The sequence below is a fragment of the Paenibacillus arenosi genome (assembly GCF_014841135.1).
Lineage (GTDB): Bacteria > Bacillota > Bacilli > Paenibacillales > Paenibacillaceae > Paenibacillus_B > Paenibacillus_B arenosi.
In genome coordinates, this window is record NZ_JACYTN010000044.1 from 1 (window position 1) to 13,300 (window position 13,300).

Genomic DNA, 13,300 nt, shown 5'->3' on the forward strand with positions numbered 1-13,300 from the left:
ACAAATGGACGACAGGGAAAAAGTACGTAGATCTCAATGCGTACCATACTTGGCGACGTCCTCAAACCAAATAGTAACCATTTTGACGACGAGGAATTTACACATAAATATGGACTTGACCCTTACATGGGCATAATCCACGAATAAAAATGTACTTTTGCAGCAATTCTTCTAATCTGTTGTTATACATGCAAAAAAGCTGCACTTTTGCAGCTTTTTTGGTATTTGCAATCTTGGCATCTTGCTATCTTGGTACCTGCTCTATCTTGGTACCTGCTATTTTGGTAGCTTGGTATTCTGCTATTCTGCTATTCTGCTATTCTGCTATTCTGCTATTCTGCTATTCTGCTATTCTGCTATTCTGCTATTAAAATTTACTGTTCAAGGCTTTTCACATCAAGCGGAAGTCACAATATTTCTGATTACTAGCCAATCCTCTTTACGAGTAAATATATTGAACAGAGAGAATACAATGGGCAAAAAGGCCGAGCTTAGGGACAAGCCTGTCCCTAACTCGACCTTCATGTTCACCTTTACAAAGAGACTGCCTCAAACTCGATTTTCCTAGTAATTCCCCAACAAATAACTAACAATTAATTAGTAATCAACTAGTGAGCAAGCAGCAGCCAACATAACATGCCTTTGTAATTACTCCAAGCCTGCTTAGCTGGCTTATTTCTGCGCCTTAATCCACTTCGCTACATCTTCTGCTACTTCAAGCGGCACGTTGCCTGGGATCGCGTATTCTGCACCCGTAGATGGCTGCTCGCTTGGAATAAAGAAATGGTTCAGCTTCGGATACAATTTGTACTCGACGTTGTTGCGCTGCGTCAGTTCCTTCTTCCACATATCTAAATGTGACTTATCCACTTGAACATCGTTGTCCCCTTGAATGACAAAGAGTGGGACCGTTTGTTTTTTTGCTGCTTCAGCAGCATAATTGTTGCGGAAGTCCATCCACCATTTCGCCATCGGGAAGTTCGGTGGCAAATTGTCCACACTGTACTTTTTATCTTTTATCACTTGCAAAAACTGCTTAAATCCAGCAACTCCCCCTTCTAATTGTGTAATAACTTCTTGTGGAAGCTTGCCATCCTTAGCACGTTTCACTTGAGCTTCCATCTGCACCAAGATTAAGTCTTCAAGCGGACCAGCAGGTCCTGCCGCAACAATAGCGCCTCGAATGGCTTTGTCTTTATCGTTGTCCAAAATACGCGGGACAAGCATTCCACCTTGGCTATGTCCGAGCACATATACATTTGCTTTATCAAGCCGTTTATCTTGCGCAGCCCACTTCGCTGCATAAACTGCATCCGCTACCGTTTCATGCATGACCGTAAAGTCTGCTGCACCTGCAGCTTGATTCGGGTATTCACGTGTCCGCTTCTCATAGCGCACCGTAGCTACACCTTGCTGCGCTAGTCCAATTGCCACATCACGGAAAATCTTGCCCGCTCCATGTGACTCGTCTCTATCATGCTGACCAGAACCGTGCACGAGCACGACAACCGGCACTATTCCTTTTGCATATGCCGGTAAAGTCAACGTTCCAGGAAGTTTGAATGCCTCTTCACCGAATACGATAGACTCTTCTTTATAGCTACCTGCCTTGTCATAGGTAGGCTTCTGGTAACCTGCTGCCGGCATATAAATTGGGAATACCTCATTAATAAGCCCTTCTGCTGTATAACGAAGCTCTACTTGAAGTGGAATCCCCTTATCTGTCTTAAATGTAGCGGTCACTGTAAGATGAACACCATTATGCTGCTGTGTTGCAGAAACAAATTGAACCGGCTGGCCCAATGTAGGAACAAGTTGCATCACAGTCATTGAAAATGGGAAATGTTTCGTCGCTTTCTTCAACGCCTCTGTCAAATAGGGCTGCAAAGCAGCCTCAGCTTGAGGATTGGCTACCGTTTGTCCCCACGTCACGACAAATTGGGAAGCTCTCGTCTTCCAATCCGAAGCATCGACGACCACTTTATTATCTTTCCACTCTGCATTAACGTTAAGGGCTTGCTTGAAGCTATCCCACGGAACGGTCATGTTCTTTTGCTCCGTTAGGCCAGGCTTAGCACTAAGTTTCAACTCAGTACCATTTACATCCGAAACAGCATGATTCAAACGTACGGTCCATACGATATCACCGTAGCTGACTTTTGCAGCGTTAGCAGCCTTGTCCCATTTCACAACAGCCCCAATCGATAAAGCCGCTTGGCGAAGCGGGACTTGACCTGTGTTAACGCGGTCTTCTTGAACCGTTTGAGACTCTTTTGCAGGTACAGTTTCTTGTGCTGCCAATGCAACTGGCGCCATCGTACCGAACAACATACACGCTGCCAACATCCATTTCCAAGCTGATTTCTTCATAGCCATCTTCCCCTCTTGTTTTCTATGATGTTTGTCTAGTAGCCATCTCCATATTTTTTTCTAGTATATGACATGGATAATTTTGATATTATCACAAATTTGAAATACTACTAAGTTAAAATTTGTAAACACTTGTGTAATGTACATGTGCATTTCATTCTTTTTCATATTAGTATGGAAACTATAAAATTTTTGAATTGAAACGATAACGAAACGAGGTACTGCGAAATGAACTATAAAGTGCTCGTAGCAGACGATGAGCAAGTCATCGCCAGTGCGATCGCATATGCATTAATACGTGAAGGCTTTACTGTAGAAACGGCTTATGATGGTGAAGAAGCGTTAAACAAGACAGAAACCTTTCAACCACATGCAGTTGTACTCGATGTAATGATGCCAAAAATGACCGGATTTGACGTATGCCGCAAGCTGGAAGACCGCAATGTAGGTATTTTACTACTGACGGTAAAGGACGATATCGCGGACAAACTGTTAGGACTAGAATTAGGCGCCGATGATTATATGACCAAGCCTTTTGACTTGCGAGAAGTCGTTGCACGAGTGAAAGCGCTGTGCAGACGTTTAGAGAAAACAGAGTCCCTAGATAATGGGCTCGATATTCGTATTGGAGAGCTAACCATCCATGTCGAGCAGCGCAGCGTCCTACTCCGTGGAGAAGCACTGGCTCTAACACCTAAAGAATTCGATCTGCTTGCTCTGCTGCTAAGTCATCTTAAGCGAATATTCACTCGTGAAGAATTGCTTGAGCAAGTATGGGGCTACGATTATGCAGGCGGAACCCGCACTGTAGATATCCATATTCAACGTTTGCGCACCAAGCTGGGCGATGATAAGCAGCAAATGCTGCAAACGGTGTACGGAATTGGTTATAAAGCTGTTGGAGTGCAAAAATGAAACGACCATTGCGTTTGAACCTAAACTTAAAATTCACCTTGTTTATTGCAGGACTCCTTCTCCTAACCATTGGTGCGATAAGCTTCTTTGTCCTACAAGGAGTTGCCGACTATCAGCATGAGCAAAGAGAGATTTCCATGCAGAAGCAGGCCGATTTCGCGAATCAGCACATTCAGGAACGGCTTGCTGCTGGCTCCCGCCTTGATTCGCAATTGTTTCTACAAATGCAGGGGCAACGACTCGCTTCTGAAATCGGTACATCAAGCGCTATGAGAGTACTGTTATATGATATGACAGGTACGAAAGTCGGAGATTCATTGCCAATCGTTGAAAGAACGACGGCTGTGGAAGATGCCTTACGTTACGCCCTGCAAAATAAAATTGCTTATTTTATTAAAGGTGAAACTATGGAGTATTTAGCACCCCTTCAAGGTGCAGATGAGCAGATTGGTGTCATTCATTTTCAAGTATCTGTTCATGACGAACAAGCCTTTTATAACAATCTAGTCTCTCGCTTCATCGTCGTAGGGGTGATTGTACTTGTGAGCAGCCTCGTGCTTGGCTTGCTGTATATGAACCGACAAGCACAAGCAATTGTGCAGCTTAAACAAGCCACCGATCATATTCGCAATGGAAAATATTTAACATCTCCTACGTTACAGCGTCAAGATGAACTAGGCGAGCTTAGTCGAGGCATTTTTGAAATGAATACGGCCATTCAAACGAGCATAGAGGGGCAGCGCAATTTTATAAACAATATTAGTCATGAGTTTAAAACCCCACTTACCTCGATTAAAGCCTATACGGATTTGCTTGCTATGTATCAAGATGATCCTAACCTTATCCGGGAAGCGCGAGCTGCCATTGAGAAAGAATCAGCACGTCTATATGATCTCGTTCAAAAAGTACTGCAGCTTGCCGCGCTCGACAAATACGAGTTCGAACAGCATCCAGAGCAGGTTGAATTGCAAGCTTTAATCGAAGATTTATGTTCTCGTATGAAAGGGAAAGCAGACAAGTTCGGCCTCACGATGACAACACAGCTGCAACCCTCTATCGTATGGGCAGACCGAGAAAGCATCATTCATATTTTCATCAATGTATTGGACAATGCTATTAAATATAACATCGAAGGCGGAAGGATTACGGTGACGAATCGTATTTTTGATGATCGTGTAGAGATTCAATTTCGTGATACGGGAATAGGCATTCCATTAGAACGTAGAGAGAAAATATTCGATCCATTCTATACGGTGAATAAAGATCGTGCAAGACAGTCGGGAGGCACTGGCTTAGGGCTAGCATTAGTACAACAATTTGTTAGAAAGCAGCAAGGAACCATTCGAATTGAGGATCATTTAGATCAAGGCACATCGTTTATAATCACGTTTCAATTGTACAAACCGTAAAAACGTTACAAGTTGGAAACAATTCGAAATACTGTGGAAAACATGTTCATTTATAGTTGGCTTATTCAAACATGACAAGAAAGGAGGACTAGAACTGAAACGCAGGATATCCACTCATCAAGTACGAGCCTTTGCTTACGTCGTACTCATCAGTATTAGCGCAATGGTAACAGCGTGCGCCTCTGCTCCAAATGAAGGGCTAACAATTTTGGAGCCTACCACGCGTAAAGATGCACCATTCATCTCTGTACAGCAAATTGAGCGTTTGGACCGTACGTACTGCTCCGACTGGCTGTCTAACAACAAGCTTACTTGTTTTGAGCGAGGGAAAGCTTCAGCAGATGAGTACTGGCATGAACGAGATTTGGTTACTAACGAAAAAAAATCACTCGGCATTCCCCCTTATCTTACGGTGCAAGTTTCGCCCATTCGCCAGCATGCTGTAGCTTATCCTTACTATGGCGGGGAGATTCGCTTAATTAACCTTGAGCAAGGTCGATCGATTACGCTTCCTCAGCAGAGCCGCGGCAATCGTGGGACTTGGACGGATAACGGATTATACGTTACTACAACGGTAAGGGAAAATGGCAACCACATCGCAATAATCGATGCTGCCACCGGAAGCGTTACAGACATTCCCCTACCGCAACAAGTACAACAAGTGCAAAAAGTTCAAGCCAAGGGAGAATGGATATATGTGCTGGACCAATCTAGTCAACTGCTCACATTCAAGACTTCGGCGCCTACAGAAATCTTTCAAACGCTAGCTAATGTTGCAGACTTCTCTCTTTCACCAAGCGGTCAGGAGCTTGCCTACGTCATAAATGATTCAAACACAAGTCAGCAAAAGCTCTATATTACTTCGCCTGACTTGGTTGCACGTAATGAAAGTCCCCCTATCGCTCGTATGAAAGTCATCGGCCAACTATCTTGGTCCCCTACCGGAGATAGACTGGCATTTATGTCGTTAGATCTTAATCAAGGAGTATCAGGCATGTACTTGATAAGTGCGAACACGGGAAGCACGACACAGTTAACGAATCAAGCCAACATGAAAGCCCCAGTCGTATGGAGTCCTAATGGTCAGCAACTGCTCGTTAGTGAGAGCAATGAGTATGACTACTATAATCGAGACTCCATCACGACCATTTATCGGCTTAAATAAGGAGAGTTACGATGAACATAGTAAACGAACAATCAAAATGGAGTAAAAAAACAGCGCGCATCGCGATTATAATCGGTGCCTCTTTCGTTGCCTTGAGCCTCATTACAGGATGCGGAAACGATAAATTGACGGTGAAACAACCTCCTGCCGCGAACGAAACGGGAACGGCAGCGAATCCAGCTGAGCAACCTACAGGAAGTGAGGAGCAGAATCCAGCTAAGCAGTTCGAGCTGGCGATTACTGAAGTGAAGGAAGCTCATGAAGCGATCGAGTTATTTGATAAACATATTAGCAAAGCGGATAAAAAAGCGGCTGATAGCATGTTTTTACGGTTGGAGCAGTTCTATACGGAACAGCTCCCAAGCATCAATGCGAACTTGACCACAATTATGTCGCAAGCAGACATGCAGAAGTATATAGAGCACGGTATTTTCAATATCGAGAAAGCGAAACAAGACTCCGCTTACAAAGAGTGGCTGCTTAATCAGGAAAAGGGAAAATTGATCTGGGATTGGGCAGATGATGTTTTTTTGAAAGTGGATTATGCTGCATTGCATAAAGATTATGCCAACTATATATCTGCCGATCTGAGTAGTTACCTTGCTATTCAGGCTAATGAATCTGCGGAGAAGCTAATGAGTGACGGTGCTCTAAAAATTACGCGCGATGAGCTAGCTAAACGCTTAATTGATGTAGAACAATATGTAACGGGCTATCCAAATGCCCAAAAGAAAGCTGCTATGCTGGATTTGTACTCGCAGTACATTCATGAATACATTCATGGCTATCGCTACAATGCAATTGCTGACGAGACGCATAATGATACAATGAAGCTGCTGCCAGAAGTCAAAGCCAACTACGAGAAGCTTGTGCAACAGCACCCTACAAGCAAAACCGCGCAGATCGTAAGTGATTATTTAGTCGTTATTAACGAAAATAAAGATGTCATCTACAACCAAGGCGAGCCAGGCGGCAGTATTCGAGGGGATATCAAGCCAACGATTAAAAAGTTCTGGGATCAGTTGGATGTTCAAGTGAATCAATTGTTCGGACAATAATAATTGCTCCATCGGAGTGATCGAATCAAGCCGTTTTAATAAGCATATACAAGTAAAAAAATACGCGTCATCTCCCCCTCTCCCCGGGGAGAGGGGGAGATGACGCGTTCAATTCATATTGAGGTTCAGGATGAATCCAAAGGGGATCAAGGGATGATTTGGGGTTACAAATCATCAATTCATGCTGTTCATTACATGTCAAACGAGGAAACATCTATAATCAATGATGAGTCTCAATGACCAGCTATTACTTGTGATTCTCATCAATAATTTTGAAAATCTTCGTTGCGTTATCAATGTTGTCAATCAGACCTGCAAACTGCTCTTTGCCTGGCCCATAAGCGATAAGAGGCACATCTTCACCTGTATGTCCGCCTGTTGTCCAACCAGAGAACGTACGCTTATCGAAAATTTGCTCAATCGCATTATCGATCTCAGTTACTTCCTTCGTTACAGCAGCCTTTTTCACACTTTCAATTTCATCAGGCTTCAATTCCAAATCAATATAGGCTTTCAAGGTTTGCTCTACATCTGCACCGCCAGCAATTTTCGCTGCCATATAGTCAGGTGTACGCTTCGCCGCCTTAATTGGCGCTACATCAAAGGAATATTTGCCGTCCGTTCCGAGCGAGAATCCCCCGGTGGAGTGATCCGCAGTCAATACAACCAGCGTCTCACCGTCTTTTTCCGCGAACTCAAGTACTGCTTGCAATGATTGCTCGAAGTCTTCCATTTCACTCATTGCTGCGACTACATCATTGTCATGGCCAGCCCAGTCAATTTGGCTACCCTCAACCATAAGGAAGAAGCCTTCTTCATTTTTATCGAGACGCTTAATCGCGGACTCCGTCATATCCTTCAAGGAAGGTGTCTCGCTGTTGCGGTCAATCATTTTATCCAACCCGCCATCGGCAAACAATCCGAGCACCTGCTCGCTATCGTCCTTCAACAACTGCTCTCGATTCGTCACATAGCTGTAGCCATCTTCTTGGAATTCCTTCGTCAAATCACGGTCTTTACGAGCAAAGTTTGATTTGCCGCCGCCAAGCATGACGTCGATTTTGTGCTTGCCGTATACCCACTCATCAAAATAGTCATCGGCAATTTGGTCCATACTTTTACGCGAATCCTCATGAGCGCCAAATGCAGCCGGGGTTGCATGTGTAACCTCAGAAGTTGCAACCAATCCAGTAGACATGCCTTTGCCTTTTGCATGCTCTAGAACCGTTTTCACGCGAGAATGGTCATTATCAACCGCAATCGCATTGTTATATGTTTTGACGCCTGCTGACATCGCTGTTGCTGCGGAAGCAGAGTCTGTAATATTTTCTTTCGGGTCTTCTGGATACGTCATTTGACTTCCTACTAAATGCTGATCGAACAACGTTTTCTCCATAAGCGGTGTATCTGGATTGTCTTTCATATAACGATGAGCTGCTGTATAGCTGAAGCCCATGCCATCCCCGATCATGAAGATTACATTTTTAATTTTCTTGGATTCTGGCTTGCTCTCTGCTGCTATAGCATGGCGCTCTTCAAGTCCCCATGCTCCCCCAATAATACCGAAAGCCATCACGGATGCGAGTGCACATAGAAGTAGTTTCTTCGGTTTAAGCTTTATCATTACGCCGAATCCTCCTCAAGGATAGTAAACTCGGGAGATATCCCCCGTCACAACCTTATCTTAATTGGGCAATGTTAGCGGGAAATATAATCAGCGTTAAATTGCTGTAAATTATTTTGAGAATTGTAAATTAGCAATCAAGTTCAATACCAACTGTTCGAATAATGTAAAAATCGACATAGTCCGTTTGCTTTCCCAAAACGATGTAACATGATAGTGTGAGTAGGCATGTATTATAAAAAATACCGAAGCAGTAACAGTCATCCTTTATTTTCAAAGCTTATTTTAATAATGAGGAGAAACTATGAAACTTGAACGATTATTATCGATCCTTATCGTCTTGTTGAATCGACGCCAAGTAATGGCGAAGGAACTCGCAGACCAATTCGAGGTATCGATTCGAACGATATACCGTGACATTGAAACATTAAATATGGCAGGCATTCCGATTATGACCCAACAAGGGGCAAATGGTGGCATTCGCATTATGGACGGCTACAAGTTAGAACGCAATGTACTTACCTATGATGAGCTTGCTTCCATTCTTACAGCACTTCAAAGCTTATCTACTGCCCATACGTTGAATCAGCAGCCGATGCTGGCAGAGAAACTGCAAATGCTCGTCCCTGAAGCTCAAGGCGAGTCACTGGCTATGCACTTGCAGCGATTTCAAATTGATCTATCAACTTGGGGCAAATATCCGTTTCTCGAACATCATCTAGCTCTATTGAAGCGGGCTGTCGAAGAAGACCGCGTCATTCAATTTCAATATGTAGATGCCAATGGATCAGTGACGCAGCGCGATGTTCATGCCTATACGTTGTTGTTGAAAAGCCAACAGTGGTATTTGTACGCCTACTGCACGATACGCAACGATTTCCGCTTGTTCAAGCTGTTCCGTATGAAAAATATCCAGCTGCTTGAGCAGCACTTTGACCGCAATGAGTTCACCAAAGAGGCTGACACGGATGTTACTTTGAATTCGTTATCCTTATCTCAACCGTGGAACAATTGGACGGCACCAGAGAACACAACAGAAATCATTCTGTCATTCGAGGAGTGTGCCAAGTCGATGGCCGAAGAACGATTCGGTGTAGAAGCGCTAGTTCCGCAGCCGAATGGCACGTATCAGGTCACAGTTGCTTTCCCCGAAGATCGCTGGCTAGAAAGCTTTATACTTGGCTATGGACCTTATGTTGAAGTCGTCTCTCCACCTCATTTGCGAGATCGGATTGGATCATTAATCGAAAAAATGGCTGCTAAATATCAATCTTAACTGCTCCATCAATCTTTCTATTACGAACCTGACAGACTGTTGTCAGGTTCGTTTTTTTATACTAAAGCTATACCCGGGATAAACAAATGAGGCAAGACAACTAACCTTCAATAATAAGGAGAGATATATAATGACGACTCCATTTTGCCAAAGCTGCAGTATGCCGCTTGTAGAAGATAGCCAACTAGGAACTGATGTGAATGGAAGCCTGAGTAAAGACTACTGTAAGTACTGTTATCAAGAAGGAGCATTTACAAATCCAAATTGCACCTTGGAAGAAATGATCGAGATTTGCGTACCACATGTGATGGAAAACGGCATGTCAGAGGAAGAAGCAAGACAGCTTATGAAAAATACACTGCCATTTTTAAAACGTTGGCGTACAGATAAAGATGAATTACCATCCATCGAACCTGTTCGATATGAACGCTTAGATGCAATTCCACTCCAAAGCCTTATTACGAAGCGAACGAGCAATAAGCAAGAAATGTCCGGCAATGGAGAGATTCCACAAGCATGGCAGCAGGTGATGTCGTTATCTCAATCGAGTAATGAACCTAGCGATACATCCAGCAATGAGCAGCATGAATGCAAAAATATAACTGCTGGGACAAATTCAGCTACAGTTGCTAACGCAGAGCTTGCAGCTTCACAAACGCAGCCGCCTTTATATGCCGTCTATCATCAGTATGAAAATGAAATTTGGGGCGATTACAACTTTACTATTGCTGCTCCTGCACAAGATGCGGGCGCAAAGGCTTCGGATAATGCAGTCACTGCCAATTCTGCAAATGCTGAACAGACGCAAGCATCCCTTACACTTCCCGAAGCGGAATATGCTGTGTTCCTAACTCGCTCTGGTCCTGTCATGGAAGTGGTAGCCGAAGCTTGGCATGGCATCTGGAAATGGCAATCCGAGACTGAGCGCAAGCGCAGCTACAGTGGCGATTTCGAATTGTACCGCGCAGAGAAAGTCGTTAATGGTGTCGGAGAAGTTGAAATTTATATTGCCGTGGAACGAGCATAATCTGCTCAATTTACAATCTTAGTATTACAAAGAAAACAGCTTCCCTTATGTAAGAGCACTGGGAAGCTGTCTTCGTGCATGTATACCTTTATAGTAGCTTAAAATATGACTTTCTCCATACCTCACACTTTGCATGCTGTGCATAGCCATTATGATTCTCCATGTAACTAAGATCAAACAGCCAATGCCCTATGTAGCGAGCGATGCTCTTTTGTTGCCACAACGGAGACAGGATTGTACGACTTTATTGCTACCGATAAATCCAACTCCAATGCTAACAGGCAACGATAACAAAATAGAAATATACATAAGGACCTCAATAAGTTCTCTAAGCGACACTAAAAGTTCCATTATATAATAAGCAGCATTAATGCCACTATCCATATATAAATTAGCAAAGAAAAGGATGCCGTGAGGAAGTTGTCTCACAATAATAAACGGAGCAAAAAGGAGTAACACCAGCGCGAGACCCATCCATTTGAACTGATACCCTTTCTTTACTTGTTTAAACTGCTTCGATTTACATTTAAAACATGGCATAACAAACTCATCATGGTTTCCATCCCGTCTTGCATCAACTCCCTCAGCTGATCCTCTATTACCTTGTGAATAGCGATCTTCATTCGAATAGCCTCTGCCAGAACGCGATTGAGCAGCTCGTGATGACTGACCACTGCTACCCGAGCGATACGAATTATGGTTAGCTGATCTAGAACTCGATGGCGTTTGAGTATGACGGGTTGACCCTGAAGTATAACTTCCTTTTGTCTGTCTGTTGCTTGAACTTGTTGCATAGCCTGACGGCTGGTTCCGTCCCATAACCGATCGCCCAGATGAACTTGTACTACTTCTTGCCGAGCTCGCTGTTCTTGTAGTCGAACTCGAACTTGTCGCCCCTGTCGAGCCAGATGATGACTGTGATCGTGATCTTGTCGTTGTTGAAGATCCTGGTGTACGCTGCATCTGTTGAAACCCCTTCCAGTACCTATATATGTACATACATATCTATATACATGTAGTATTCGACAAGAACTACCAGCCACCCTCCTAATATATCCCTTTATTTCATTTCCTCATAACTCAATTATTTTTCAAGTGAATAAATCCCTTTATTGAGACCCAAATATAGCAAAGAGCGCATCCTCGAAAGGATGCGCTCTACAGGAAACGGGGCTATTTGGAAGGTTCATAAGTCCGTTATTCGTAAGCGCGTATAATCGTGTAGTCGTTCAGCTGTAATCTGTTATCGACTTACGCTCAGGTTTATGGTTGGGTGCATCTAAAGCCGCCAGATGCTGCGGTTGCCCACACTTTCCTGCATGCTGGTTCTCACCAGCTTCCAGCAGGCGACTAATACCGTTTCGCCTCGGTGAATCACCTGTTGGAAGCTAGGGAGAACGGGAAGTTCACCGTTAATCCCTTTTACGAACATGTAGCATGCTGTGCCAACCAATTAAGCCATATACTTAGAAGCATCGAATGCAATCATATTCATATGATTCGCACGCTCAATCAAGGCAGACAGCTTCGTCACTTCACGTGTCCGTTTCTGTGTAAGCTGATGATACGTTTCCGGCTCATACAAAGCATATTGATACAATGCTGCTGCTTCACCAGTTCCACCACCACGAAGACGCTCCCGCTTCTTCTGTTGTCCCAAGTAGCTATAAGCACTCATCTCTTGGCGTGTCTGCTTGGCCAATTCAATGGCTTCGAGAATCGTAATCTCGCCACCATCCCATGCAATCGTGTTCGCTAGATTAGCTTGGGCAATCATGACATCAAGCTTGCGATAGTCCCTTTGCACAACATCTAACTCAGCCGTAATAACATCGACGCTGCGAGCGGGATACTCTGGCGTCTCATTTTTATCAACATAAACCGTATTATTATTGCCTCGTTCAGAGCGCAGCTCATCAATCTTGCGCGAAATGGCTGCCCGTACACTCAAAGCTTCTGCAATCGTAAGTTCATGACTCATAATTGTATGCAACCTCCTTCTTAATTATGGAAGTTTTGTATGTATTACTTATTCATACGCTCATATTTCGAAGAAGTTGCGCTATTTCATGAAAATTTGAATATTAAAAATCAAAGCTAGATTGCATATACCACAAACCGACTGTTCCTGACGTGACTAATCATGCTCGCACGTTCATTAATGCGCTGTTCAGTAATTGATGCAATAATACATCTTTCTAAGCCTCTTTTAACGATTACATAGAAAATGATGCAACTATGCATTTATTTTCGTAGTTTATCTTCATTTACGCACAGATTCCGAAAAATAACTGCATATTCGCAACCATTCACCTCAATCAGCCTCTTTCAGCAGTTGAGTCCGTATAATTGTGTAAAATGGTGAACAAAAAAAAGAGCCATGAAATAGAGCCTCGTCTAGAATGAAGTTATGCAGACCCATTCAGAGGAGGTACTATTTATGACTCAATATCATA

Annotated in this window: 11 protein-coding genes; 7 read left to right on the forward strand and 4 right to left on the reverse strand. The window is 43.5% G+C overall.

All coding sequences use genetic code 11. The annotated features are described in order from the left end of the window. Positions 1–672 precede the first annotated feature (672 nt). A complete protein-coding gene (locus tag IFO66_RS23345; RefSeq protein WP_192027417.1) occupies positions 673–2,370 on the reverse strand; it encodes an alpha/beta hydrolase family protein in 1,698 nt (565 codons plus the stop codon). Positions 2,371–2,598: 228 nt separating this feature from the next. Between IFO66_RS23345 and IFO66_RS23350 the strand changes: the two genes are divergently transcribed. From IFO66_RS23350 to IFO66_RS23370, 5 genes are all read left to right on the forward strand, one after another. Further along, on the forward strand, positions 2,599–3,285 hold the full coding sequence (locus tag IFO66_RS23350; RefSeq protein ID WP_192027418.1) for a response regulator transcription factor: 687 nt from the start codon (positions 2,599–2,601) through the stop codon (positions 3,283–3,285). Then, positions 3,282–4,694 (forward strand): sensor histidine kinase, encoded by a 1,413-nt coding sequence (locus IFO66_RS23355; RefSeq protein ID WP_225446019.1) that lies wholly within the window; start codon positions 3,282–3,284, stop codon positions 4,692–4,694. Before IFO66_RS23350 ends, IFO66_RS23355 begins: the two co-directional genes overlap by 4 nt. Positions 4,695–4,902: 208 nt before the next feature. Then, on the forward strand, positions 4,903–5,859 hold the full coding sequence (locus IFO66_RS23360; RefSeq protein ID WP_192027419.1) for a TolB-like translocation protein: 957 nt from the start codon (positions 4,903–4,905) through the stop codon (positions 5,857–5,859). Between the two features lie 11 nt (positions 5,860–5,870). Next, a complete protein-coding gene (locus IFO66_RS23365; protein ID WP_192027420.1) occupies positions 5,871–6,917 on the forward strand; it encodes a hypothetical protein in 1,047 nt (348 codons plus the stop codon). Positions 6,918–7,016: 99 nt separating this feature from the next. Then, a complete protein-coding gene (locus IFO66_RS23370; RefSeq protein ID WP_192027421.1) occupies positions 7,017–7,157 on the forward strand; it encodes a hypothetical protein in 141 nt (46 codons plus the stop codon). 7 nt (positions 7,158–7,164) lie between these two features. On the opposite strand, the gene IFO66_RS23375 is transcribed toward IFO66_RS23370, so the two are convergent. After that, positions 7,165–8,541, reverse strand: coding sequence for an alkaline phosphatase (locus IFO66_RS23375; RefSeq protein ID WP_192027422.1), 1,377 nt, complete (start codon positions 8,539–8,541; stop codon positions 7,165–7,167). A 304-nt stretch (positions 8,542–8,845) separates the two neighbouring features. Between IFO66_RS23375 and IFO66_RS23380 the strand changes: the two genes are divergently transcribed. Further along, complete coding sequence (locus tag IFO66_RS23380) at positions 8,846–9,817, forward strand: helix-turn-helix transcriptional regulator (protein WP_192027423.1); 972 nt, start codon at positions 8,846–8,848, stop codon at positions 9,815–9,817. A gap of 130 nt (positions 9,818–9,947) precedes the next feature. Then, positions 9,948–10,844 (forward strand): zinc ribbon domain-containing protein, encoded by an 897-nt coding sequence (locus tag IFO66_RS23385; protein WP_192027424.1) that lies wholly within the window; start codon positions 9,948–9,950, stop codon positions 10,842–10,844. Positions 10,845–11,033: 189 nt separating this feature from the next. Here IFO66_RS23385 and IFO66_RS23390 read toward each other — a convergent pair whose 3' ends face one another. Further along, positions 11,034–11,807 (reverse strand): hypothetical protein, encoded by a 774-nt coding sequence (locus tag IFO66_RS23390; protein ID WP_192027425.1) that lies wholly within the window; start codon positions 11,805–11,807, stop codon positions 11,034–11,036. Between the two features lie 490 nt (positions 11,808–12,297). Next, positions 12,298–12,825 carry a hypothetical protein gene (locus IFO66_RS23395; protein WP_192027426.1) on the reverse strand — a complete coding sequence of 176 codons (528 nt, stop codon included), beginning with the start codon at positions 12,823–12,825 and terminating at the stop codon, positions 12,298–12,300. Positions 12,826–13,300: the final 475 nt, after the last annotated feature.

What these genes read in the sequence shown, in the direction of transcription:
- IFO66_RS23375 (WP_192027422.1), bottom strand. Translation starts at nt 8,541, where the DNA reads ATGATAAAGCTTAAACCGAAGAAACTACTTCTATGTGCACTCGCATCC.
- IFO66_RS23395 (WP_192027426.1), bottom strand. Translation starts at nt 12,825, where the DNA reads ATGAGTCATGAACTTACGATTGCAGAAGCTTTGAGTGTACGGGCAGCC.
- IFO66_RS23390 (WP_192027425.1), bottom strand. Translation starts at nt 11,807, where the DNA reads ATGCAGCGTACACCAGGATCTTCAACAACGACAAGATCACGATCACAG.
- IFO66_RS23345 (WP_192027417.1), bottom strand. Translation starts at nt 2,370, where the DNA reads ATGAAGAAATCAGCTTGGAAATGGATGTTGGCAGCGTGTATGTTGTTC.
- IFO66_RS23380 (WP_192027423.1), top strand. Translation starts at nt 8,846, where the DNA reads ATGAAACTTGAACGATTATTATCGATCCTTATCGTCTTGTTGAATCGA.
- IFO66_RS23385 (WP_192027424.1), top strand. Translation starts at nt 9,948, where the DNA reads ATGACGACTCCATTTTGCCAAAGCTGCAGTATGCCGCTTGTAGAAGAT.
- IFO66_RS23355 (WP_225446019.1), top strand. Translation starts at nt 3,282, where the DNA reads ATGAAACGACCATTGCGTTTGAACCTAAACTTAAAATTCACCTTGTTT.
- IFO66_RS23370 (WP_192027421.1), top strand. Translation starts at nt 7,017, where the DNA reads ATGACGCGTTCAATTCATATTGAGGTTCAGGATGAATCCAAAGGGGAT.
- IFO66_RS23365 (WP_192027420.1), top strand. Translation starts at nt 5,871, where the DNA reads ATGAACATAGTAAACGAACAATCAAAATGGAGTAAAAAAACAGCGCGC.
- IFO66_RS23350 (WP_192027418.1), top strand. Translation starts at nt 2,599, where the DNA reads ATGAACTATAAAGTGCTCGTAGCAGACGATGAGCAAGTCATCGCCAGT.